23 protein-coding genes, 1 pseudogene and 1 riboswitch are annotated in these 23,213 nt (G+C 31.0%); of the genes and pseudogenes, 16 read left to right on the forward strand and 8 right to left on the reverse strand.

Annotation, left to right across the window (positions count from 1 at the left end; all coding sequences use genetic code 11):
• The first annotated feature begins 34 nt into the window (after positions 1-34).
• The 3 genes from groES (at position 35) to E2O22_RS00375 (ending at position 2,644) form a co-directional block, all read left to right on the forward strand.
• Positions 35-295, forward strand: a complete 261-nt coding sequence (gene groES, locus E2O22_RS00365) for a co-chaperone GroES (RefSeq protein ID WP_039626536.1) — start codon at positions 35-37, stop codon at positions 293-295.
• 13 nt (positions 296-308) lie between these two features.
• Positions 309-1,946 (forward strand): chaperonin GroEL, encoded by a 1,638-nt coding sequence (gene groL / locus E2O22_RS00370; protein WP_070256698.1) that lies wholly within the window; start codon positions 309-311, stop codon positions 1,944-1,946.
• A gap of 128 nt (positions 1,947-2,074) precedes the next feature.
• Positions 2,075-2,644, forward strand: a complete 570-nt coding sequence (locus tag E2O22_RS00375; protein WP_133318718.1) for an NUDIX domain-containing protein — start codon at positions 2,075-2,077, stop codon at positions 2,642-2,644.
• Between the two features lie 12 nt (positions 2,645-2,656).
• Here the strand turns inward: E2O22_RS00375 and E2O22_RS08160 are convergent, their stop codons facing one another.
• The 5 genes and pseudogenes from E2O22_RS08160 to rpmB all read right to left on the reverse strand — a co-directional run bounded on the left by E2O22_RS08160 (position 2,657) and on the right by rpmB (position 5,434).
• Positions 2,657-3,118: a CZB domain-containing protein gene (locus E2O22_RS08160; protein WP_412175096.1), complete on the reverse strand. Its 462-nt coding sequence runs from the start codon at positions 3,116-3,118 to the stop codon at positions 2,657-2,659.
• Positions 3,104-3,388, reverse strand: a pseudogene (locus tag E2O22_RS08165) (methyl-accepting chemotaxis protein); the annotation flags it as partial. The pseudogene E2O22_RS08165 and the gene E2O22_RS08160, both read right to left, overlap by 15 nt.
• Before the next feature lie 431 nt (positions 3,389-3,819).
• Positions 3,820-4,035 carry an HP1242/YdcH family protein gene (locus E2O22_RS00385; RefSeq protein WP_133318720.1) on the reverse strand — a complete coding sequence of 72 codons (216 nt, stop codon included), beginning with the start codon at positions 4,033-4,035 and terminating at the stop codon, positions 3,820-3,822.
• A gap of 51 nt (positions 4,036-4,086) precedes the next feature.
• Positions 4,087-5,214, reverse strand: coding sequence for a potassium channel family protein (locus E2O22_RS00390; RefSeq protein WP_133318721.1), 1,128 nt, complete (start codon positions 5,212-5,214; stop codon positions 4,087-4,089).
• Positions 5,215-5,239: 25 nt separating this feature from the next.
• The gene (rpmB, locus tag E2O22_RS00395) at positions 5,240-5,434 is read right to left on the reverse strand and encodes a 50S ribosomal protein L28 (protein WP_012661734.1); all 195 of its coding nucleotides are present in this window, start codon (positions 5,432-5,434) and stop codon (positions 5,240-5,242) included.
• A 142-nt stretch (positions 5,435-5,576) separates the two neighbouring features.
• Here rpmB and rpe point away from each other — a divergent pair, with 142 nt between their 5' ends.
• The 3 genes from rpe (at position 5,577) to thiC (ending at position 8,464) form a co-directional block, all read left to right on the forward strand.
• Positions 5,577-6,224 (forward strand): ribulose-phosphate 3-epimerase, encoded by a 648-nt coding sequence (gene rpe, locus E2O22_RS00400; RefSeq protein ID WP_133318722.1) that lies wholly within the window; start codon positions 5,577-5,579, stop codon positions 6,222-6,224.
• Positions 6,221-6,985 (forward strand): 3'-5' exonuclease, encoded by a 765-nt coding sequence (locus E2O22_RS00405; protein ID WP_133318723.1) that lies wholly within the window; start codon positions 6,221-6,223, stop codon positions 6,983-6,985. Before rpe ends, E2O22_RS00405 begins: the two co-directional genes overlap by 4 nt.
• A gap of 32 nt (positions 6,986-7,017) precedes the next feature.
• A riboswitch (TPP riboswitch) is annotated at positions 7,018-7,121 on the forward strand.
• 44 nt (positions 7,122-7,165) lie between these two features.
• Positions 7,166-8,464, forward strand: coding sequence for a phosphomethylpyrimidine synthase ThiC (gene thiC, locus E2O22_RS00410; RefSeq protein WP_133318724.1), 1,299 nt, complete (start codon positions 7,166-7,168; stop codon positions 8,462-8,464).
• A gap of 27 nt (positions 8,465-8,491) precedes the next feature.
• Here the strand turns inward: thiC and E2O22_RS00415 are convergent, their stop codons facing one another.
• Positions 8,492-10,309, reverse strand: a complete 1,818-nt coding sequence (locus tag E2O22_RS00415; RefSeq protein ID WP_133318725.1) for an ammonia-forming cytochrome c nitrite reductase subunit c552 — start codon at positions 10,307-10,309, stop codon at positions 8,492-8,494.
• 16 nt (positions 10,310-10,325) lie between these two features.
• Entirely contained in the window at positions 10,326-10,820 is a 495-nt protein-coding gene (gene nrfH, locus E2O22_RS00420) for a cytochrome c nitrite reductase small subunit (protein WP_039618639.1), read from the reverse strand.
• Between the two features lie 227 nt (positions 10,821-11,047).
• On the opposite strand from nrfH, the gene E2O22_RS00425 reads away from it, so the two are divergent.
• Positions 11,048-13,141 carry an RNA degradosome polyphosphate kinase gene (locus E2O22_RS00425; RefSeq protein ID WP_133318726.1) on the forward strand — a complete coding sequence of 698 codons (2,094 nt, stop codon included), beginning with the start codon at positions 11,048-11,050 and terminating at the stop codon, positions 13,139-13,141.
• Between the two features lie 20 nt (positions 13,142-13,161).
• On the opposite strand, the gene rpoD is transcribed toward E2O22_RS00425, so the two are convergent.
• Positions 13,162-15,039 (reverse strand): RNA polymerase sigma factor RpoD, encoded by a 1,878-nt coding sequence (rpoD, locus tag E2O22_RS00430; protein WP_133318727.1) that lies wholly within the window; start codon positions 15,037-15,039, stop codon positions 13,162-13,164.
• Positions 15,040-15,173: 134 nt separating this feature from the next.
• On the opposite strand from rpoD, the gene E2O22_RS00435 reads away from it, so the two are divergent.
• The 9 genes from E2O22_RS00435 (at position 15,174) to E2O22_RS07910 (ending at position 23,211) form a co-directional block, all read left to right on the forward strand.
• The gene (locus E2O22_RS00435) at positions 15,174-15,986 is read left to right on the forward strand and encodes a flagellar hook-basal body protein (protein ID WP_133318728.1); all 813 of its coding nucleotides are present in this window, start codon (positions 15,174-15,176) and stop codon (positions 15,984-15,986) included.
• A gap of 16 nt (positions 15,987-16,002) precedes the next feature.
• Positions 16,003-16,797 (forward strand): flagellar basal-body rod protein FlgG, encoded by a 795-nt coding sequence (gene flgG / locus E2O22_RS00440; protein ID WP_133318729.1) that lies wholly within the window; start codon positions 16,003-16,005, stop codon positions 16,795-16,797.
• Positions 16,798-16,965: 168 nt separating this feature from the next.
• On the forward strand, positions 16,966-19,740 hold the full coding sequence (napA, locus tag E2O22_RS00445) for a periplasmic nitrate reductase subunit alpha (protein ID WP_133318730.1): 2,775 nt from the start codon (positions 16,966-16,968) through the stop codon (positions 19,738-19,740).
• Positions 19,741-19,742: 2 nt separating this feature from the next.
• Complete coding sequence (gene napG, locus E2O22_RS00450) at positions 19,743-20,492, forward strand: ferredoxin-type protein NapG (RefSeq protein WP_133318731.1); 750 nt, start codon at positions 19,743-19,745, stop codon at positions 20,490-20,492.
• Positions 20,489-21,280 carry a quinol dehydrogenase ferredoxin subunit NapH gene (napH, locus tag E2O22_RS00455; protein WP_133318732.1) on the forward strand — a complete coding sequence of 264 codons (792 nt, stop codon included), beginning with the start codon at positions 20,489-20,491 and terminating at the stop codon, positions 21,278-21,280. Before napG ends, napH begins: the two co-directional genes overlap by 4 nt.
• The gene (locus tag E2O22_RS00460) at positions 21,270-21,788 is read left to right on the forward strand and encodes a nitrate reductase cytochrome c-type subunit (RefSeq protein ID WP_133318733.1); all 519 of its coding nucleotides are present in this window, start codon (positions 21,270-21,272) and stop codon (positions 21,786-21,788) included. The genes napH and E2O22_RS00460 overlap by 11 nt, the downstream gene beginning before the upstream one ends.
• A gap of 4 nt (positions 21,789-21,792) precedes the next feature.
• On the forward strand, positions 21,793-22,719 hold the full coding sequence (locus E2O22_RS00465; protein WP_133318734.1) for a WD40 repeat domain-containing protein: 927 nt from the start codon (positions 21,793-21,795) through the stop codon (positions 22,717-22,719).
• Positions 22,706-23,041: a chaperone NapD gene (locus E2O22_RS00470; RefSeq protein ID WP_133318735.1), complete on the forward strand. Its 336-nt coding sequence runs from the start codon at positions 22,706-22,708 to the stop codon at positions 23,039-23,041. Before E2O22_RS00465 ends, E2O22_RS00470 begins: the two co-directional genes overlap by 14 nt.
• Positions 23,042-23,043: 2 nt before the next feature.
• The gene (locus E2O22_RS07910) at positions 23,044-23,211 is read left to right on the forward strand and encodes a hypothetical protein (RefSeq protein ID WP_087699327.1); all 168 of its coding nucleotides are present in this window, start codon (positions 23,044-23,046) and stop codon (positions 23,209-23,211) included.
• The last annotated feature ends 2 nt before the right edge of the window (positions 23,212-23,213 follow it).

The following is a 23,213-nucleotide window of genomic DNA, read 5'->3' on the forward strand; positions in this document are numbered from 1 at the left end:
TGCTAAAAATGGCACATTTTAGAAAGGATAAAAAATGAATTTTCAACCTCTAGGAAAGCGTATTTTAGTAAAACGCTTAGAAGAAATGAAAACTACTGCTTCTGGGATTATTATACCAGATAATGCTAAAGAAAAACCATTAAATGGTGAAGTTGTTGCAGTAAGCAAAGAAATAGAAGATATTAAGGTAAATGATAAAGTAATGTTTGCAAAATACGGTGGAACTGAAATTAAACTTGATAATGAAGAGTATTTAGTTCTTAATGTTGAAGATGTTTTAGGGATTATTAAATAAAAAAGGATAAAAAATGGCAAAAGAAATATTTTTTTCAGATGAAGCAAGAAATAAACTTTATGAAGGTGTTAAAAAACTTAATGATGCTGTAAAAGTCACTATGGGGCCACGCGGTCGTAATGTATTAATCCAAAAAAGTTTTGGTGCTCCAACTATCACAAAAGATGGTGTGAGTGTAGCTAAAGAAGTGGAATTAAAAGATTCTTTAGAAAATATGGGTGCTTCTTTAGTTAGAGAAGTAGCTAGTAAAACAGCTGATCAAGCAGGCGATGGAACAACAACAGCAACAGTTTTAGCGCATGCTATTTTTAAAGAAGGTTTGAGAAATATTACAGCAGGTGCTAATCCTATCGAAGTTAAAAGAGGTATGGATAAAGCTTGCGAAGCTATAGTAGCTGAACTTAAAAAACTTTCTCGTGAAGTTAAAGATAAAAAAGAAATAGCTCAAGTTGCGACAATTTCTGCAAATTCAGACGAGAAAATCGGAAATTTAATCGCTGATGCTATGGAAAAAGTTGGAAAAGATGGTGTTATCACTGTTGAAGAAGCAAAATCAATCAATGATGAATTAAATGTAGTTGAAGGTATGCAATTTGATAGAGGTTATTTAAGCCCATATTTCATTACAAATACTGAAAAAATGACAGCTGAATTGCAAAATCCTTTTATTTTGTTATTTGATAAAAAAATTGCCAACTTAAAAGATTTATTACCAATTTTAGAACAAATTCAAAAAACAGGAAAACCACTTTTAATTATAGCTGAAGATATTGAAGGCGAAGCTTTGGCAACTTTAGTTGTAAATAAATTAAGAGGTGTTTTAAATATTTCAGCAGTTAAAGCTCCTGGTTTTGGCGATAGAAGAAAAGCTATGCTTGAAGATATTGCTATTTTAACAGGTGGTGAAGTGATTTCTGAAGAGCTTGGAAGAACTTTAGAAAGTGCTAGTATTCAAGATTTAGGTCAAGCTTCAAGCGTGATTATTGATAAAGACAATACAACTATTGTAAATGGTGCAGGTGAAAAAGCAAATATTGATGCAAGAATTAACCAAATCAAAGCTCAAATTGCTGAAACAAGTTCAGATTATGATAGAGAAAAATTACAAGAAAGATTAGCTAAATTAAGCGGCGGTGTAGCGGTGATTAAAGTTGGTGCGGCTACTGAAACTGAAATGAAAGAGAAAAAAGATAGAGTTGATGATGCATTAAGTGCTACAAAAGCTGCAGTTGAAGAAGGTATAGTAATAGGTGGTGGCGCTGCATTAATCAAAGCAAAATCAAAAATCAGCTTGAATTTGCAAGGCGATGAGGCTATTGGTGCAGCTATTGTAGAAAGAGCATTAAGAGCACCTTTAAGACAAATTGCTGAAAATGCTGGATTTGATGCTGGTGTAGTTGTAAATACAGTAGAAAATAGTAAAGAAGAAAATACTGGTTTTGACGCTGCAAAAGGTGAATATGTAAATATGCTTGAAAGCGGTATTATCGATCCTGTTAAAGTAGAAAGAGTAGCCTTACTTAATGCGGTATCGGTAGCTAGCATGCTTTTAACAACTGAAGCTACAATTAGCGAAATTAAAGAAGACAAACCTGCTATGCCTGATATGAGTGGCATGGGTGGTATGGGAGGCATGGGTGGTATGATGTAATAACCGCCTTTATATTCTTTAGCTTTCTTTATAGAGTTGCTTTTTGTAGCAACTCTTTTAAATTCTTTCATATTTTTTCATACTCGTTTTATTTTGTTATAATAGATGTAAAATTATAAGGATTTTACATGAAAAATTTACAAGAAGAGCAATTTTCTAACTCAAAATATATTAAACCTAAAAGATATACTTATATAGGTAAAGATAACAAAAAATACACTTGGGATTTTATAGAAGCATTAGATAGTGTTTCTGTTTTTTTATATCATACTCAAAAAGATTCTTTTGTTTTTGTAAAGCAATTTAGAATTCCTTTATGGGATTATCAAAAACGCAATAACTTAAATTTAAACGAGATGGGATTTAGCATAGAGCTTTGTTCAGGTCTTGTTGATAAAGATTTGAGTTTAGAGGAAATAGCTAAAGAAGAATGTATTGAAGAACTAGGTTATGCTCCTAAGGTTGTAGAAAAAATAGGGGAATTTTATACAGGTTTTGGTTCAGGTGTTAGTAGACAATTTTTATTTTTTGCTGAAATTAATGAAGATGATAAAATTGGTAATGGTGGTGGAATTGAGGGGGAAGATATCCAAGCAGTATGGATAAAAAGAAAAGATTTTGAAAAGTTTTCTAAAGAAAATCCTATAAAAACTCCTTTACTTGAGTATGCGTATTTATGGTTTAAGGGTAAGAATTAATCTTACCTCTTTTTATTTTTCCTCTTTATTTTCAATATTTAGATCTTTTTCATCAAGCATTTCTTTAAAGATTCCAAATAAATCTTCAGAAGCCTTTTCAGCATTAGAGCATTTATCTAAAATTTGATTTTGTACTAGTTTATCACTTGTATCTTCATTATGTGCTAAAGCAACGGCTTGGTTCATATTTTCATGTACTTTTTGATGTGGTAAATTTAACTTACCAAAAGTTCTTCCGCCAGAAAATCTTTCCTTGCCAATACCAGCAATCCATTTTGCAAGTCTGCAACTTAAATGATCAGATAAAGTTTTTCCTGAAGCATGAATAATTTCATTATATCCATTTAATTTAAATGCAATATGATCTAGTTTTGCTAGTGATATGAATATTTCAGAGGTAATGCTTTTAGCGTGAGAACTAGTTGAATTTGCATTAGAAATTAATTGAGCAAAATTACTAGAGAATTTTACTATATGCTCATTAGATTCTAATGATACTTTTTCTACTTGTTCACTTTGTCCATACATCTCATCAGCATTTTGTTTTAATAGGTTAATATTTAATTCTACTTCAGAAGTTGCTTTTTGTGTTTTTTCAGCAAGTTTTCTTACTTCATCAGCAACAACAGCAAAGCCTCTGCCGTGTTCTCCTGCTCTAGCAGCTTCGATTGCGGCATTTAGTGCTAAAAGATTGGTTTGATCAGATACATCTTTGATTAAGTTAATAACATTAGTGATCTCATCAACGCTGCGGTGTAAATTTCCCGCTGTATCTCTTGAGCGATTAGCTGATTCTATAATGCTTTGAAGTGAAGATATGATAGAGTGAGTTATTGAATTTAACTCTTGCATATCTTTTAAAGAGGAATCAGAATATTGAGAAATCATTTCCGCTTTATTAACATTTTCCTGCATATCACTTTGAACATTTGCAATACCTTTTAAAACACCATTTAATAGCATTTCCAAAAGATTTGTTTCAAGTTCAGTTTTTCCGCAATTTCCTTGAAGTTGTTTTTCATAATTTTTAATTAATTCTTGTTTTTCTGAAAGAAGTCTTTTGTTTTCTTCTTCTAGTTCTTTGATTTTATTTTGTAAATTTTCAAAGTCTTGTGATAATTGACTTTTTTTTCCAAACATATTTAATCCTTAAAAGTTAAAAAAATCGGTAGAAATTATTTTTTATAATTTGATAAATAAGTATTTAATTCATCCTTTAATTTTAACTTTTCTTTCTTTAGATTTGCTATTTCTAAGCTATCTAGATGAATTCTACCTTCTTCTGCATCTTTGATTTTGTGATCAAGTTTGTTGTGCTCTTCAAACAACTTATCAAAATGCATATCCTTGCCTTTTAACTCGGTGATTAAATCCCTAAATTCATGTAGCATGTAAGCCTCCTTTTTTGAAATTTTATTGTTATTGATTATAGCTTAAATAAGTTAAATGTATTTTAACTCGTCAGGTTTTTGTTTATTTTTAATAATCTTTTTAGCTATTTTTATACTATCTGCTGTACCAACGATTAACAATTTTGCACCAGTGCCTATTAAAGTGTCTCCTCTTGGCATAGGGGTAAATTTTTTATTTTCCAAAATTCCTACTATGCTAACATTTGCCATATCTCTTAAATGGATTTCTTTTAGTCTTTTAAATCTTACCCATGACTCGTCAGGAATTTTAACCTCTTCTAAATCAATAGGGCTATTTTTTTTGTAAAGATAATTTTCTAATAAATTTTCCATATCAGGTCTTGCTGACATAGCACTAAGTCTTTGTGCGACCAATTTTGTAGCAGAAACTATGGAATTTGCTCCAAGTTTTTTTAGTTTTTCAGTTTCGTCTTCATTGCTTGAGCTAGCTAGTATAAAATAAGGATTGATTCTTTGTAATTCTTTTTCAAACAATCTCACTGAAGCAATGATGGCTATATTATCTGCTATGTTATTGCTAAGAGTAATTACACCTTTTGCGCTAGAAAGATTGGTCTTTAAAAAGGCTATATTTGTATGTGGAGCACTTTCTATATAATAAGGATAATTATATTTTTCAGCTATCTCGCTAAAATTTTCTATTTCATCAACAACAACAAAAGGAATGTGATTTTCTTTGAATTGCTGTGCTAGTTCTATGGTAAAATCATTGTGATAGCATATTACAAAATGATTTTTTAATCTTGCAACTTTATGAAGCATTCTTCTCTCCTTGATTATTTTAGACAAGATTCCTTTTTTTACTATTTCTATCACTAAACCCATGCAAAAAGTAAATATTGTAAAAGTTAATAATACATATATAACGGTAAAAATTCTACCCGCTGTTGGTATGGGATTGACTTCAGTGTAGCCTAAAGTGGTAAATGTCATACCAGCTTGGTAAATAGCATCATTGAGATTATAATTACTTGTAAGCATATAACCAAAAGCTCCAATTAGTGTCATTATTACGACAGCAATAAGAGGAATTCTTAAAAATCTAAGTTGCTCGTAAAGCTCTTCATTGAGGTTGATTGAAGGTTTTGGAGAAGGGGACCAATTGAGGAATTTTTGTAGCTTTTTCAAAAAAGACATAATAATTCCTCGTTTATATTAAGGATTATTTGCTACTCTGTTTTTTAAGTGTTCTTAAAGTTGAAGCAGCAACTCTAACTTTTCTAGTAGTTCCATCTTCTAAAGTAATACGAACTGTTCTTAAATTTGGCAAAAAGCGTCTTTTAGTTTTGTTGTTAGCATGGCTAACATTGTTACCTACCATAGGTCCTTTTCCTGTAATTTGGCAAATTCTTGACATAAATTTTTCCTTATGAAATAAAAATAATTTTTAGCATTATATCTAAAGCAAGCTTAAAAAAATCAAATATTATTAAAAATACATAAAGAAAATTTGATAATAAGTATGATAAAATTATTTTTTATTTTATTGGAGATATATAATGTATGTAGCGCCAAGTTTATTGTCTGCAAATTTTTTAAACTTAGAAAATGAGATTAAAGAAGTATCTCAAGCGGGAGCTGATTTGTTGCACATTGATGTGATGGATGGACATTTTGTGCCAAATCTTACTTTTGGTCCTTGTGTGATTGAAAATATTTCAAAAATTACTTCAGTACCTTTAGATGTGCATTTAATGGTGCATAATGTTAGTAGTTTTGTAGATTTATTTATACCTATAAAACCAAAATTTATTAGTTTTCATTTAGAAGCTGAAAACCATCCTATTAGGGTGTGTGAGTATATAAGAAAAAACGGCATTCATCCTGCTATTGTATTAAATCCACATACTCCAGTTTCAAGCATAGAACATATTTTAGAATTTGTAGATATGGTGCTTTTAATGAGTGTTAATCCAGGCTTTGGCGGGCAAAGTTTTTTACCTTTGGTGTATAATAAAATTCGCCAGTTAAGAGAAATGATAGATAAAAAAAATCTTAAAGTTTTTATAGAGGTTGATGGTGGGGTAAATGGCTTAAATGCACCTGATTTGGATGAAGCAGGAGCTGATATTTTAGTCGCGGGTAGTTATATTTTTTCTTCGCAAGATAAAAAAACAGCAATTAATTCTTTAAAGCTTGAATTTTGAGCCAACAACAAATCGATGATTTAATCATCAAACTAAGCAAAGAAAATAAACCTTTTCCTTGGGTTTTAAAAGAACTTGCAAAAATAGAAGAATTAAACCACTATGATTTTGATTTATATATTTTTGAGCTTTTAGGACTAGGGGTAGAGCTTAATGCACAAAATTGTTTGTGTTTAAAAAGTAAAAATACAAAAATAAAAGATGAGATATTTTGTGTTGTAGATATTGAAAGTACTGGCGGGATAAAAAGTGGTCAAATTTTAGAAATAGGTGCTGTAAAAATTCAAAATTATAAAGAAATTGATAGATTTGAGAGTTTTGTAAAAGTAGAAAGCATACCTGAAAATATTACAGAATTAACCGGGATTAGTTTAGATATGGTAGAAAATGCTCCTTCTTTGAAAGCTGTGTTAAATGATTTTAAGTTATTTTTAAAAGATAGCATTTTTGTAGCACACAATGTGCGTTTTGATTATCATTTTATATCTAAAGCTATGTATGAAAATGATTTTGGAGTGCTTTTAAATAGAAGATTGTGTACTATTGATTTAGCTAAAAAATGCATTGAAAGTCCCAAATACGGCCTTGATGCTCTAAAAGAGTTTTTGTGTATTGAAAGTAAGCATCATAGAGCCTTAAGTGATGCTTTGGCTGCAAGTGAAATTTTAAAATACTGTCTTAAAAAAATTCCTTTTTACATTAAAACTACTGAAGAATTGTTACATTTTAGCAAGCAAGCTAAAAATCAAACAAAAAAATAAACTTTGTTTTGTATTTATTGCTATACTTCTTTTGCATAAATGACGGGAGCTTGTGATACAGGCTGAGAGTAAGCTAAAAGCTTAGACCGCACCAGAACTAGGTAATGCTAGCGTTGGGATAATTTATCAACTACTCACATACCCTTCATTTATCCAAATTTATTTCAAGGATAAATTCAAATGAAAACTCAAATGTCTTATGCAAAAGAAGGAATTTTCACAAAGCAAATGCAAATTGTTGCACAAAAAGAACAAGTAAGTGAAGGTTTTTTACTTGAAAATATAGCATGTGGAAAAATCATCATTCCTGCAAATATCAACCATAAAGCATTAGATCCAAATGGTATTGGTTATGGACTTAAAACAAAGGTAAATGTGAATTTAGGTGTTTCAAATGATTGTGTAGATTATAGTGAAGAGATGAAAAAGGTAGAATTGGCTCACAAATTTAATATAGAAGCTATTATGGATCTTAGTAATTATGGTAAAACTAGTCGTTTTAGAGATGAGCTAATTGCTACTTCAAAAGCTATGATAGGTACTGTGCCTGTTTATGATGCGGTAGGTTTTTTAGAAAAAGATTTAAAAGATATTAAAGCAAAAGATTTTTTAGATGTAGTATATCATCATGCTAAAAGTGGAGTGGATTTTATGACAATTCACGCAGGGATAAATTCTCGTGCTGCTAGGGTTTTTAAAGAGTGTGATAGGATTACTAATATAGTTTCAAGAGGAGGTTCAGTTCTTTATGCTTGGATGCAAATGAATGATGCTGAAAATCCATTCTATGAATATTATGATGATTTGCTTGCTATATGTAAGGAATTTGATGTGACACTTTCTTTGGGTGATGCACTAAGACCTGGTTGTACTCATGATGCAAGTGATGGAGCTCAAATTGCTGAACTTATAGAACTTTCATTGCTAACCAAAAGAGCATGGACTCAAGATGTACAAGTGATGATAGAAGGACCCGGTCATATGGCTATTAACGAAATAGAAGCTAATATGCAACTTGAAAAAAGAATTTGCAATGGAGCTCCATTTTATGTTTTAGGACCATTAGTTACTGATATAGGTGCAGGATATGATCATATAAGTGGAGCAATTGGTGGAGCAGTTGCAGCAGCAGCTGGTGCTGATATACTTTGTTATGTAACTCCTGCTGAACATTTAAGACTTCCAAATTTAGAAGATGTAAGAGATGGTATAGTAGCAACTAAAATAGCAGCTCATGCAGGAGATATAGCCAAGCTTCCCAAAGAAAGAAAAATAGATGATGAAATGAGTAAAGCAAGACAAGATATTGATTGGGAAAAAATGTTTAAATTAACAATTGATGGAGAAAAGGCTAAGAAAATGTTTAATGAAAGAAAGCCTGAAGAACTTAATTCTTGTTCAATGTGTGGAAAAATGTGTGCTATGAACACTATGAATAAAATTTTAAAAGGTGAGGATGTAAGTTTGATAAAAGAATAAACCCTCGATTGCGAGGGTTTATTTTGATTAATCTATTACTTTATAATTATAAGGTTTTAGATTTTTATCATCTTCAAGAAGTTTTGCTGGTGGATTACCATTTACTTCTTGGTGTTTATAGTAGCGATCACCTGCTTTATTACCATTTAGATCTACTTTATAGTGAATTTCACCTGGATTTAATTTTTGAATATCTTCAAAACCTAAATTTGAAGTTTTGAAATCTTTAATGCCATTTTTGGCTGCAATTTCTGCTAGCTTAGTTTGTCCTTGTCTTGACATATCAACTGATTGTAAAAGCATTCTCGAAGCTTCTCTAGGATTGTGGAAACCTGTTGAGTTTTCAGCACCTACAAAGTCCGCTCTAATTTGAGATTTTCTATGTAGTTCTAATACTTCTTTTAATTCAGTCGAAATTTTAGCATCATCTGCTTTGCCATCAGTTTGAAATTTAGGCATTTTTCCAAGTTCTGCACGAATAGTTTCTATATCTTTAATCAAGCTTACTAAAGAATATTCAGCTGTTCTTAAATTATGGGCTACTGAATTTTGAATATCTTTTACTTGTTTAGCTAGATAGCTTTCGCTTTGAGTGTGACAAGTTTTACAAGCTGAGTTAATATCAACTAAAGGTGAAGTAATATTGTGGTTAGTAACTTTTTTTGCACCTTTTCTAATATAAGGCATATGACAATCTGCACAACTTACACCATTTGCAGCATGCACTCCACCACTATAAAGTTCGCTTTCTGGGTGTTGAATTTTAATCATTGGCGCTTTTGTGATTTTATGAACCCAATCACTTGGAAAATTTTCTCTATTTTTTTCATAATAATCATCAATCATTTCTATTCTAAATGGCTCGCCTTTTTTCCACTCACTCCATGGAAATGCTAGCTCTATACCATCAACTTCGATTTCAATTGGCTTGTTACCATCTCTCCAAGAATCAAACTCATCATAAGTTTTTTGAGTGCCATTCCACCATTTTTTAGAACTATCATTAGCAATACTTTCGCCTATAGTTTTCACTTTAGTGCCTGTTGGTTTGAAGTAGTATTCAACATGACATTGAGAGCATACTAAAGTTCTCATTTCGCTTCTTGAAGCTTTAACACCTTGTTTTTCGTCTGCTTCATAACCTCTTGAAATTAATGCTTTAATTAAAGCTGGTCTTGTAAGTCTTAAACTCATATCTGTTGGGTTGTGGCAATCTGCGCATGTTACACCCATTCTTTTTCCACCATGAGGACCGCTGTGTTCAGGTGAGTTTTCTTTAGCTCCATTTACAGCTGGGATAGTTTTAACCATAGTCCAATATTTTGCAGAGTTAAATGCTACCCAATCACCTTTTGCAGTGTTGTTTAAAAGCCATGGAGTCCATCCGCTATGGCAGTTCATACAAGCTGTTGGTTGACCGCCAAATCCTGTAAAACCATGTGCATTTAAGAAATCTTTATTATTTCTAGCTGTATCCATTTGATCTACTTGAACCCAAAAGTGTCCTCTTTCTTCATTTGCATCAATGCTAAATGGATAACCTGCCCAAAGAACAGTTAGTTGTGGATAGCGAATAAGCTTTGAATAAGCTAAATTTCCACCAAATTCTGTTGCATTAGGTGTTTGTTTTTCTACTGCTGTGTGCATGTCTAAATAATCAGGAAAGTTCTTTCCCCAGTAATCAAAAGTAGGATTTTCATCACCAAGTTTTACAATTTCTTGTGAAATGATCCCACCTACTGAATCATTTGTTTTAGCTGTAATGTCCTGATTAAGCCATAATACACCTGCAATAGCTACTATAGTAGCACTTATAGCACTATATAAAATGCCTTTGTTATTCATTAAATACTCCTTTCATTTAAAATCCTCTCTTATGACCAACACCTTGGTGGCAAGATACACAACTTAAAGCATTATCTTTATGTGGATCTAGGGTAGGGTTGATAGTGTTACTCGCAATTTCTTTGTGACATTCTATACAGTTATTTTGGACTATTTCTTTACTTTTTGCATTTGCACTCAAATGTGTAGGTAAAGAATCTAGTTTGAAAGTAAATGCATAAGCATGTCCTAAGCCACTTTGAGCTTTAGCAATCCATTTTTCAAAAAAGCTATGTGGCAAATGGCAATCATTACAGGTTGCTCTTGGTTTACCATCAACTTCTTTAGAGTGCGAAGCTTTTAAATAATCATTATAAACCTCGTTCATAATATGGCAATTATTACAGCTTTCACTAGCATCGCTAAAATAAGAAGTGCCCTTAGCATTATGGAAAGTATACATTCCAACTCCTGCTAAAATTACAAGTAAGAAGAGGAAAACAGCAAAAAGTTTTGAGTTTGCTTTTTTCAAAGTCTCTCCTTTGAATGAAGTTTAAGTTACAAGAACTTGTGTATAATTATATAACACCATAAAGGCAAAAAAGTAAATATATATTTATTAATCATTTATTATTTTTTTAATAAGATAAAAAAAGTATTATTTTTTTATATAATTATATTTACTATTATACAAATAAAATAAATTTTAATGAAAGAAATACTAAAATATAAATATCTAGAAATAAAGGTAGGTATATCATGCAAATTCAACCATCAATGTATATTAACAGAGAACTTTCTTGGCTTGCGTTTAATTCTCGTGTTTTAGATCAATGCTCTAAAGATCTTCCTTTGCTTGAAAAACTTAAATTTATTGCTATATACTGTACAAATTTAGATGAGTTTTATATGATAAGAGTGGCTGGATTAAAACAACTTTTTGTGGCAGGAATAAGCACAACAAGCAATGATGAAATGACTCCTCTTGCGCAACTTAAAGCTATTAGAAATTATCTACATGAAGAAAAATATGTAGTAGAGCAGTATTTTACTAAAATTACCCAAGATTTAGAAAAAGAAAATTTGTTTATTCGCTCATACGAAGAACTTGATGAGGATTTAAAACAGCAATGTAATGAGCATTTTTTTTCTAATATTTTTCCTGTGATAGTTCCAATTGCAGTTGATGCAACTCATCCTTTTCCGCATTTAAATAACCTTTCATTTTCTTTAGCGGTAAAACTTTGTGATCCTATGCACCCTGAACTTTTAAAATTTGGCATGATACGCATACCTAGGGTTTTACCAAGATTTTATCAAGTAAGTTCTAATATTTATGTGCCTATAGAAAGTATAGTACGCTATCATACTGAGCATATTTTTCCTGGCTACAAGCTCTTATCTTCTGCTGCTTTTAGAGTAACTAGAAATGCAGATATGGAAATAGAAGAAGAAGAAGCTGATGATTTTATGTTGATTTTAGAGCAGGGTTTAAAACTTCGTAGAAAAGGTGCTTTTATACGCTTGCAAATAGAAAAAGGCGCAGATGAGCAGTTGATTGAATTTTTAAGTTCTCATATGAATATTTTTCATAAAGATATTTATGAGTATAATATACTTTTAAATTTAGCTTCATTATGGCAAATCATTTCCAACAAAGAATTTACACATTTGCTAAATCCTATGTATACACCAAAAATTTTACCACCTTTTGGGGATAATGTATCTATATTTAGTGCAATAGATAAACAAGATATTTTGGCTATACAGCCTTATGAGAGTTTTGAGCCTGTATATCAATTTATCAAAGAGGCAAGTAAAGATCCTAAGGTTGTTTCTATAAGAATGACTCTTTATAGAGTAGAAAAAAATTCAAACATAGTTCAAGCTTTAATTGATGCAGCAAGCGATGGCAAACAAGTTACTGTAATGGTAGAATTAAAAGCGCGTTTTGATGAGGAAAATAACTTGCATTGGGCAAAATCATTAGAAAATGCAGGGGCTCATGTGGTATATGGAATCACTGGTTTTAAGGTGCATGCAAAAGTAGCTCAAGTGATTAGAAAAGAAGGGGATAAATTAAAAATTTATAATCATTTAAGTACGGGTAATTACAATGCAAGTTCAGCTAAAATTTATACTGATGTGAGTTATTTTACTTCAAAAGAAGAATATTCTCAAGATACTACAACTTTTTTTCACATACTTTCAGGATATAGCAAAAGTCGTCGTTTAAAGACTTTATCAATGAGTCCAAAGCAAATCAAAGAAAGAATTTTAGATATGATAGCTACTGAAGCAAGCTATGGAAAAGATGGAGTAATCATAGCCAAAATGAATGCTTTGGTAGATGGTGATGTGATTAAAGCTTTATATGAGGCTTCAAATAAAGGTGTTAAAATAGATCTTATTGTGCGTGGAATTTGTTGTTTAAGACCTGGAGTAAAAGGATATAGTGAAAATATAAGAGTCAGAAGTATAGTGGGAAAATATTTAGAGCATGCTAGAATTTTATATTTTAAACATACAACACCAAATTATTTTATTTCAAGCGCTGATTGGATGCCAAGAAATTTAGAAAGAAGACTAGAATTAATGACTCCTATTTTTGATGAGCATTCTCGTGCAAAATTGGCTCAAATTTTAAAACTACAATTAAGCGACAATGATTTAGCTTATGAGTTAGACAACGAGGGAAGATATCGTAAGGTTGTTTTAAATGAGACAGAAAAAATCAACAATTCTCAACAAACTTTAGAAGAGTATATTAGTAGAATTTTTAATACCTTGAAAAAAGATACTGATCACAGCAGGGCGACGCACTTAGCAACGAAGCTTTTTAGAGATAGCTAATCCTTGCTTTTTAGCAAGGATTATTTCCAACCTTCTATGTAGTTTTTAAGTTTTCTACCAACTTTTGGGTGTTTAAGTTTTTTTATAGCTGAGCTTTCTATTTGTCTTACTCTTTCTCTTGTGACATTTAATTCTTTACCGATTTCTTCTAAAGTTCTATCACTTTCATCATCCATTAAGCCAAAACGCATTCTAATAACAGCCTTTTCTCTATCATTAAGCTGATCTAAAACTTCATCAATTTGTTCTTTTAAATCATCTTTTAAGATGTGATCCATAGGTGAAATTGAGGTTCTATCTTCTACAAAATCTCCAAATTTACCATCATCCTCGTTGCTAATAGGTGCTTCTAGGGAAATTGGTTCTTTAGTAATTTTAATAACTTGTTTTACTTTATCTATACTAAGTCCTACTTCTTTTGCAATAATACTTACATCCGGTTCTTTACCTTCTTTTTGTAAATACTCGCGAATGATTTTATTGATTTGATTGATAGTTTCTATCATATGAATAGGAATTCTTATAGTTCTTGCTTGATCAGCAATTGCTCTTGAAATAGCTTGTCTAATCCACCAAGTTGCATAGGTTGAAAACTTATAACCGCGTTTGTATTCAAATTTATCTACTGCTTTCATTAAGCCTATGTTGCCTTCTTGGATTAAATCTAAAAATGGTAATCCGCGGTTAGTATATCTTTTGGCAATGCTTACAACTAAGCGTAAATTTGATTTTGCCATTCTAGTTTTAGCCTCATCAGATATTTTTTTACCGCGTTTGATTTGCTCTAGAATTTCTTTTAATTGATCTTTTTCTAAATCAAAAGAATTTTGACTAGCTTCTTTAGTTTGAATGAGTTTTTTAATCTCCATATAAGTGCTTACCATGGTAGTTTCTAGGGCACGCTCTGCAATTTCTTCTTTGCTAAGTTTGGTAATATCTTTTAAAATATCTTGGTGTCTTTGTTTTAATTCTTCTGAAAACATTGGTAAGCGATACTCTAAACGTTTTAATTCTTTATCAAATTCCTCATCACTTTTTAATGCTGTTTCCATAGATTTTACTATTTCAGAAATAAGTTTTGATGTTGGACCTAGATCCATTAGTTTTTCTTTTAGTATATTTTTCTTAAAAGCAATTATGAGTTTATCTAATAGTTCATCATCATTTTTTTCTGCATTAATAGTAGATATAGTTTTTAACCATTCTTTTTTTGCTTTTTCTAATGCTTTAAAGCTTTCTATGACTTTTAAAGTTCTTTCATCTTCTTTTTTATTTGTTTTTTTAGGTTTTTTTTCATTAGAATTTTCATTTTCCTCATTTTCGTTTTCTTCTTCAGAATCTATTTCTTCATCGCTTTTATCATCATCGCTTTTATCATCATCCTCAAAGCTTTTAAAAAGCTCTTTCACTCTTCTTTCTCTATTAATTAAAGGTTCTTTATAATCAAGTATAAAATCAATCAAATAAGGCACAGAACAAAAAGCATCGATGATAATGTCTTCGCCTAGCTCAATCTTTTTAGAAATTTCAATTTCTTCATCTTTGTTTAAAAGAGCAATTTGTCCCATTTCTCTTAAATACATTCTTACAGGAGAGTCTGATCTGCTCCACTCAAGTAAATCATTTTCATTGGCTAAATCAAATTCATTTTCCAAACTTGTATCTTGTAATTTTTGTTTTTCCTCTTGTAGCTTTTTTGCTTCTTCTAAATTTCTTTTTTTGGCAATTTCAGCTGAAGAGATTAATTCTACTTTATATTTATCCATTAGATCACGGATTTTTTTTGCACTTGTTGCGTTTGGAAGCTTTGCAAAATACTTGACAAGTTTTTCATATGTGATATAATCTTTAGAATTTTCTTTGAAAAGTTCTTCTAAAACATTAGTTTCATTAGCCATGGATACCCCTTGTATTTAAGTAATGAGTGTAAAACTAAATATTATGCCTAAAAATTAATTAAAAACAAATAAAAATATTTTGGAACGACTTTTGCTTTATTAGTGAAAAATTAAGATTTTAGTTAGGAAAAATAATGCAAAATGGGTATTATCAAGCCACCGGTGCTATGGTTACGCAATTTAATCGTTTAGATGTTGTAACTAACAATCTAGCAAATGTAAATACAAGTGGCTATAAAAGAGATAATGTTGTTATTGCAGATTTTAAAAGGATTTTTAAAGAAACTCAAGATGAGTTACCTATACAAAATCACACAAGAGATGCTGCAAGATTTGTTAATACAACTATAGATAGAGTTCCGCAGGTTAATCATGTCTATACAAATTTTAGCGTAGGTTCTATGAAAATGACGCATAATCCTTTGGATTTAGCTCTTACTCGCGAAGATACTTTTTACTTGATTAAAACAAATAATGGTGAAATAAGATTAAGTCAAGATGGAAATTTCCAACTTGATGATGAGGGTTATTTGGTAAACCGTCAAGGATACAGAGTTTTAAGCAGTGATTATTTTAATAATCCCGAAAATGATGGCATCCGCATAGGAGATTCTACTTCTTTTATTAATGTGGATAAAAATGGAATTATCAGTGCAGCTAATCAAAATATTGCAAGATTATTTGTAGCACAAGTTGATGATTTAAGAGATTTGCAAAAAGATGGCGATAATATGTATAAAATTGATAATTTAAACAAGATTAGAGATTTACCAAATTCAAATGCCATTAAGCAAGGTTTTACTCAAGGATCAAATGTTAATCCAGTTACAGAAATGGTAGGGTTAATTGAGGCAAATAGAATGGTTGAGATGTATCAAAAAGTTATGACATCTCATATGGATGATTTAAATCAAGAAGCTATTAATAAATTAGCAAGTACTAAATAAACTAAGGATAGATAAAATGTTAAGATCATTATACACAGCAGCATCAGGGATGGTATCGCAACAAACACAAATTGATGTGACTTCAAATAATATTTCAAATGTTAATACAGTAGGTTATAAAAAATCGCGTGCAGAATTTGCAGATTTGATGTATCAAACGATGAAATACGCAGGAACTTCAACCTCAAGTACCACAAAACATCCAAGTGGCATTGAAGTAGGGCTTGGAGCAAGAGTAACAGCTGTAAGTAAAATTTTTAGTGAAGGTAGTTTAAAACAAACATCAACTTCAGGTCTTGATATGGCAATTGCTGGTAATAATGGCTTTTTTCAAATTCAAATGCCTGATGGAACTATAGCTTATACTAGAAATGGTCAATTTACTAAAGATGCTGAAGGAAACATAGTAAATTCAGATGGTTATAGACTTTTACCGGAAATGACTATACCTGAAGATGCTATTGCTATAAATGTGGCAAGTGATGGAACAGTTTCAGTAATGCAGCCAGGAAATACAGCTGAAACTCAAATAGGACAAATTGAACTTGTAAATTTTATCAATCCTGCAGGTTTACATGCTTTAGGGGATAACCTTTTAGTAGAAACTGATGCAAGTGGAGCGCCTATTGCAGGTATAGCGGGCGAGAACGGTTTTTCTGTCATCAAACACGGCTTTGTGGAGCTTAGTAATGTTCAGCTTGTAGAAGAAATGACAGATCTTATCACAGGGCAAAGGGCTTATGAGGCAGGCTCAAAGGCAATCACTACAAGTGATGATATGCTTGGAATTGTAAATCAATTAAAACGCTAGAATTAACTAGCGTTTATAATATGTAAAAATATTTAAAAATATACTAAAAAACTCCTATTTATAAATACTTATAAAATATTCTTTTTTATAATTTAAATTTTATCATTAATGTAGTAATATTTTTTAGATGTATTAAAATACATTGAATAAACAATAACGAGGGATATAATGAACAGAAGAGACTTCATTAAAAACACCGCTATTGCTAGTGCTTGTGGTGTTGCAGGTCTTAGTGTTCCAAGTAGTGTACTTGCTAATACTGAGAATAAATGGCGTTGGGATAAGGCTGTTTGTAGATTTTGTGGTACAGGCTGTGGAATTTTAGTTGCAAGTTTAGATGGTAAAATTGTTGCTGTAAAAGGAGATCCAGCAGCTCCTGTAAATCGTGGATTAAATTGTATTAAAGGTTATTTTAATGCAAAAATTATGTATGGAGAAGATCGCTTAGTAACACCTTTACTTCGCGTAAATGCAAAAGGTGAGTTTGATAAAAATGGAAAATTTCAACAAGTTTCTTGGCAAAGAGCCTTTGATGAAATGGAAAAACAATTTAAAAAAGCTTACAAAGAAAAAGGTGTTGAAGGAATTGGAATTTTTGCAAGCGGTCAATACACTATACAAGAAGGATATGCTGCTGCAAAATTAGTAAAAGCTGGTTTTAGATCAAACAATATAGACCCAAATGCACGCCATTGTATGGCTAGTGCGGTTGTTGGTTTTATGCAAACTTTTGGAGTTGATGAGCCTTCTGGCTGTTATGATGATATAGAGCTTACTGATACTATTATTACTTGGGGTGCAAATATGGCAGAAATGCATCCGATTTTATGGTCAAGGGTAAGTGATAGAAAATTAAGTAATTTAGATAAAGTCAAAATTGTAAATTTATCTACTTTTTCTAATAGAACTTCTCATATAGCAGATACTGAAATCATCTTCAAGCCAAATACTGATTTAGCTATTTGGAATTATATCGCTAGAGAGATTGTTTATAATCATCCTGAAGCTATGGATAAAGAATTTATTGAAAAACATTGTATCTTTACAACAGGCTATGCTGATATTGGTTATGGAATGAGAAATAATCCAAACCATCCTAAATTTAAAGCAAGTGAGAAAGATACAGTAGCAAAACAAAATGCTATTATTGTAGATGAAGAAGAAGCGGTATCTTTGGCTTATTTAGGAGTAAAAGCAGGTGATAAATTTGAAATGAAACACCAAAGTGCTCCTGATGCGCATTGGGAAATTTCATTTGAAGATTTCAAAAAAGCATTAGAGCCTTATACGCTTGATTATGTTGCTAAAGTTGCTAAAGGTAATGAAGATGAAAGCATTGAAGAATTTAAGAAAAAACTTCAAGAATTAGCAAATTTATATATAGAAAAAAATAGAAAAGTTGTAAGTTTTTGGACTATGGGCTTTAATCAACACACAAGAGGTACTTGGGTGAATGAACAAGCTTATATGGTGCATTTCTTACTTGGTAAACAAGCTAAGCCAGGTAGCGGTGCGTTTTCATTGACAGGGCAACCAAGTGCTTGTGGAACTGCAAGAGAAGTAGGGACTTTTTCGCATCGTTTACCTGCTGATATGGTCGTTGCAAATCCTAAGCACAGAGAAATTAGCGAAAAAATTTGGAAAGTTCCGGCAAAAACAATCAATCCTAAACCAGGTGCTCCATACTTAAAAATCATGAGAGATTTAGAAGATGGAAATATCAAATTTGCTTGGGTGCAAGTAAATAATCCTTGGCAAAACACTGCTAATGCAAATCACTGGATAGCAGCGGCTAGAGAAATGGATAATTTTATTGTTGTGAGTGATTGCTACCCAGGAATTAGTGCTAAGGTGGCAGATTTAATTTTACCAAGTGCTATGATTTATGAAAAATGGGGTGCTTATGGTAATGCTGAAAGAAGAACTCAACACTGGAAACAGCAAGTGCTGCCTGTAGGTGAGGCTATGAGTGATACTTGGCAAATTATGGAATTTGCAAAACGCTTTAAATTAAAAGAAGTTTGGGGTGAAACTAAGGTAAATGATAAACTTACTCTGCCAAGTGTTTTAGAAGAAGCTAAAGCTATGGGTTATAGTGAAGATGATACTTTATATGATGTATTATTTGCAAACAAAGAAGCAAAATCTTTCAAAGCAAACGATTCTATTGCAAAAGGATTTGATAATAGTGATGTTAATGGCGATGAAAGAAAAATTATAGGTAGCGATGGTAAAGAATTTGAAGGTTATGGCTTTTTTGTGCAAAAATACCTTTGGGAAGAATACCGCAAATTTGGTTTAGGTCATGGGCATGATTTAGCTGATTTTGATACTTATCATAAAGTAAGAGGTTTAAGATGGCCTGTGGTAAATGGTAAAGAAACACAATGGAGATTTAATACTAAATTTGATTATTATGCTAAAAAAGCAGCTCCAAATTCAGATTTTGCATTTTATGGTGAATTCGCTAAAGAACTGCCAAAAGGAGATTTACTGGCTCCGCAGACTAAAGAAAAATATAGCTTGAAAAACAAAGTGAAAATTTTCTTTAGACCATTTATGAAAGCTCCTGAAAGACCGAGTGAAGAGTATCCATTTTGGTTATGTACTGGTAGGGTTTTAGAGCATTGGCATAGTGGAACTATGACTATGAGAGTTCCTGAGCTTTTCCGTGCAGTACCTGAAGCACTTTGTTATATGAATGAAGATGATGCTAGGGCAATGAAAATTAATCAAGGTGATATCGTATGGGTACAATCACGCCGTGGTAAAGTAAAAGCTAGAGTAGATTTTCGTGGTAGAAATAAACCATCTAAAGGGCTTGTGTATGTGCCTTGGTTTGATGAAAATGTATATATAAACAAAGTTACATTAGATGCAACTTGCCCATTGTCTAATCAAACAGATTTCAAAAAATGTGCCGTAAAAATTACTAAAGCATAAAAATGAAAAATAGAAGAGAATTTTTAGCCTTTACTTTTAAGCTTTTATGTATAGGAAGCGGAAGTGCATTTTTAGCAAGTTTAGCATTTAGCTCAAATCAGGAGTATTTTTTAAGACCTCCTGGGGCAGATGATGAAAAAGAATTTTTATCAAAATGTATACGATGTGGACTTTGTGTAAAAGCTTGTCCTTATGATGTTTTAAAACTAGCAAATTTAGAAAATAGTGCTAAAAATGGCACACCCTTTTTTATAGCAAGAGAAAATCCTTGTAGATTGTGCGAGGATATACCTTGTATAAGAGATTGCCCTACAAATGCGCTAGATCATAAATATTTAGAGCAAAATGATGGAATTTATAAAACAAAAATGGGTATAGCTATAATTGATAGTGCAAGTTGTGTTGCTTATTGGGGAATTCAATGTGATGCTTGTTATAGAGCCTGTCCATTGATAGATAAGGCATTAAAGCTTGAAATAAAACGCAATGAAAGAACTGCAAAGCACGCATTTTTATTACCTGTAGTAGATCATGAAGTATGCGTGGGATGTGGGATTTGTGAGAAAGCCTGTATAACGCAAAAAGCTGCTATTAGAGTTTTACCTAGAGAATTTGTCTTGGGAAAAGCTGGGGATAATTACATCAAAGGTTGGGATGAAAAAGATGAAAAACGCTTGCAAGATGTAAACACAGATAAAAATTTCAATAAAAACAAGGCTAAAGATTATCTTAATGATGGAGAATTGTTATGAAATATCTTATTTTAAGAAGAATAGTGCAATTGTCTATCTTAACTTTTTTTTCTTTTGGTGTATTTAATTTTATATTAAAAGGAAATTTAAGCTCTTCAGTTTTATTTTCTTCGGTGCCGCTAAGCGATCCTTTTGCGTTTATTCAACTTGCTTTAGCAAGTTTGCAAGTAGATTTAATGGCTTTAAGTGGTGCTTTGATAGTATTTTTATTTTATGCTATTTTTGCTGGAAGAGCGTTTTGTGCTTGGGTTTGTCCTGTAAATATCATTACTGATTTTGCTTATTTTATTAGAAGTAAATTAGGTTTTAATCAAGCAAGGATTTTTAATGTAAATAAAAATTTGCGTTATTATGTTTTGGCTTTTGTTTTGATTTTTTCTTTTCTTTTTTCCTTTCCTGTTTTTGAGGAATTTTCTTATATAGGAATAATCCAAAGAGGAATTATTTTCGGCGGTATTTCTTGGCTTTTTGTAGCTTTGATTGTTTTTTGTATAGATACATTTTTTAGTCCAAGATTTACTTGCTCGCATTTTTGTCCTTTAGGAGCTTTTTGGGCTTTAAGTTCGCATTTTTCATTACTAAAAGTAAGATATAACTTACAAAAATGTACTAAGTGTTATAAATGCCTTGGGATATGTCCTGAAAAGCAAGTGCTTTGGATGATAGGTAAAGAAAATCAAGATGTAAAATCAGGTGAGTGTATAAGATGTGGAAAATGTGTTGATGTTTGCGGTGATGATGCTTTAGGTTTTAGTATAATAAATTTAAGGAGAGAAAATGAAAAATAAAATCTTTTTATCCTTAGCAGCAGCTGTTTTAATAAGTGCTTGCGGACTTGCTGTTAAAAGTGTTGATTCAAAAGATATAGGTTTAAGAAAAACAAGTTTAGAAAGTGAAAATGTAGAGTTATTGGATGCAAAGTATTCTCAAGCAATGGCTGGAGAATCTGTTTTAATTGAGAGATCATTTGAAAATGCTCCGCCATTAATTCCACATACTTTAGAGGATATGCTTCCAATTACTAAGGATAATAATATTTGTTTAAGCTGTCATGATAAAGCTATAGCTAAAGATGTTGGGGCCACTCCGCTTCCAAGTAGCCATTATTTTGACTTAAGAAAAAACAAATCTACTAAAGATATGATAAGTGATGCAAGGTTTAATTGTACACAATGCCATGTGCCACAAAGCGATGCAAAACCTTTAGTAGGAAATAGTTTTGAAGCTAAATTTAAAAATGAGGAACTAAAGAAAAAATCTAATCTTTTAGATGTTTTAAATGAAGGCGTAAAATAAAACTATGAAAAAAATATTTTTAATCTTACTAATGAGTGTATATGTATTTAGTTATGAGCTTAAACTTGATTCAAATTTAAATGCCTTAAAACTTGTTGATAGTAGTTTGCTTATAGGACTTGATAATGGAGAATTAAATCAGTACTTTATTAAAGACAAAAAAATGCAAAAAATCACTCAACTTGATAAGATTAAAAATTTTTACGAAGAAAATCTTAGCCCTAGAATTTATAGTATTGATTACTTAAATGGGGCTATTTTGATTTTAAGTGAAGGTGATTTTGGTAGTAAAAGGCTTAGTATTTATAAAAATAAACAACTTTACAACTATAAGCTTTTAAGTGATGGAGTAAAAAAAGCTTTGTTTTTAGATGATGATACTATTTTATTAGCCTTGCTAGGTTCTAATATAGAGCTTTTTGATCTAAAAACAAAAAATATTATAAAAAATTTTACTTTCTCTAACTCAAGTTTAAGTGATGTGGTTTTAAATGAGGCAAAAACTCAATTAGTAGCAGGTTTTGAAAGTGGTGAAATAGTACTTTTTGATGTGAAAAAGTGGCAAAAAATAAAAAGTTATAAAAATCTTCATAAAGATAATATTTATCAACTTGATTTTAAAAATGCAATTATTACAAGTTGTAGCACTGATAGAAAATTAGGCATAGTGCGAAATGATCAAGAAAAAAGCATAGAAAGAGACTTTTTAATATATGCTTGTAGTCTAAATAAAAGTGGTTCTATAGCGGTTTTTGGAGATAATGAAAAAAATATTATAGAGCTTATAGATACTAAAAATTTAAAAACAATAAAAAAATTCCAAAATAAAGATTTTTTGCTAGAATATCTTATATTTTTAAACGAGCATGAATTTATTAGTACTGGTTATGAAGATAAAATTATATTTTGGAGTATAGATGAATCTTTCTAGTGTATTGATTTTAACTAAAGAGGAAAAATTAGAAAAACTTAAAGAGCAAATTCAACAAACACCATGTTGTAGTGTGGAATTAGCTCAAGAAGAAAAAATTATAGTGGTAATAGAAAGTGAAAATTTAGATGATGAGTTAAAAGCATATAAACAATTAGAACAGCTTGATGGGGTGATAAGTATTAATATGGTATTTTCGTATCAAGATTTGGATGAAGAAAGAGAAAAAATTTTAAAAGCAAATTTTGAGGCAAATACTTTTGATGAAAATTTAAAAAAAGATAATTTAGAATACTATGGTAATGTTTTTAGAAAGTATTGATTATGATTTTTTTAATTCCTTTAATTGTGATTATTTCTTCTATTTTTATCATTGATCACTTTTATTTTTCCAAAGAGAATGAAGTTGTAAAAGAAAAAAAACAAGTAGTGCAAAAAAACACCGATTCTGATAAACAAAGATATCTTGAAAATATATTAAATCAAAAATAATC

The organism is Campylobacter lari, from assembly GCF_004357905.1.
GTDB lineage: Bacteria > Campylobacterota > Campylobacteria > Campylobacterales > Campylobacteraceae > Campylobacter_D > Campylobacter_D lari_D.

Bases quoted from the DNA above. Each gene is read 5' to 3' on its own strand.
- E2O22_RS00415 (WP_133318725.1), bottom strand. From the start codon at position 10,309: ATGAATAACAAAGGCATTTTATATAGTGCTATAAGTGCTACTATAGTA.
- E2O22_RS00385 (WP_133318720.1), bottom strand. From the start codon at position 4,035: ATGCTACATGAATTTAGGGATTTAATCACCGAGTTAAAAGGCAAGGAT.
- rpoD (WP_133318727.1), bottom strand. From the start codon at position 15,039: ATGGCTAATGAAACTAATGTTTTAGAAGAACTTTTCAAAGAAAATTCT.
- E2O22_RS00465 (WP_133318734.1), top strand. From the start codon at position 21,793: ATGAAAAAAATATTTTTAATCTTACTAATGAGTGTATATGTATTTAGT.
- E2O22_RS00435 (WP_133318728.1), top strand. From the start codon at position 15,174: ATGCAAAATGGGTATTATCAAGCCACCGGTGCTATGGTTACGCAATTT.
- groES (WP_039626536.1), top strand. From the start codon at position 35: ATGAATTTTCAACCTCTAGGAAAGCGTATTTTAGTAAAACGCTTAGAA.
- rpmB (WP_012661734.1), bottom strand. From the start codon at position 5,434: ATGTCAAGAATTTGCCAAATTACAGGAAAAGGACCTATGGTAGGTAAC.
- E2O22_RS00390 (WP_133318721.1), bottom strand. From the start codon at position 5,214: ATGTCTTTTTTGAAAAAGCTACAAAAATTCCTCAATTGGTCCCCTTCT.
- napG (WP_133318731.1), top strand. From the start codon at position 19,743: ATGAAAAATAGAAGAGAATTTTTAGCCTTTACTTTTAAGCTTTTATGT.
- rpe (WP_133318722.1), top strand. From the start codon at position 5,577: ATGTATGTAGCGCCAAGTTTATTGTCTGCAAATTTTTTAAACTTAGAA.
- E2O22_RS00375 (WP_133318718.1), top strand. From the start codon at position 2,075: ATGAAAAATTTACAAGAAGAGCAATTTTCTAACTCAAAATATATTAAA.
- flgG (WP_133318729.1), top strand. From the start codon at position 16,003: ATGTTAAGATCATTATACACAGCAGCATCAGGGATGGTATCGCAACAA.
- E2O22_RS00460 (WP_133318733.1), top strand. From the start codon at position 21,270: ATGAAAAATAAAATCTTTTTATCCTTAGCAGCAGCTGTTTTAATAAGT.
- thiC (WP_133318724.1), top strand. From the start codon at position 7,166: ATGAAAACTCAAATGTCTTATGCAAAAGAAGGAATTTTCACAAAGCAA.
- napH (WP_133318732.1), top strand. From the start codon at position 20,489: ATGAAATATCTTATTTTAAGAAGAATAGTGCAATTGTCTATCTTAACT.
- E2O22_RS00470 (WP_133318735.1), top strand. From the start codon at position 22,706: ATGAATCTTTCTAGTGTATTGATTTTAACTAAAGAGGAAAAATTAGAA.
- E2O22_RS00425 (WP_133318726.1), top strand. From the start codon at position 11,048: ATGCAAATTCAACCATCAATGTATATTAACAGAGAACTTTCTTGGCTT.
- groL (WP_070256698.1), top strand. From the start codon at position 309: ATGGCAAAAGAAATATTTTTTTCAGATGAAGCAAGAAATAAACTTTAT.
- E2O22_RS07910 (WP_087699327.1), top strand. From the start codon at position 23,044: ATGATTTTTTTAATTCCTTTAATTGTGATTATTTCTTCTATTTTTATC.
- napA (WP_133318730.1), top strand. From the start codon at position 16,966: ATGAACAGAAGAGACTTCATTAAAAACACCGCTATTGCTAGTGCTTGT.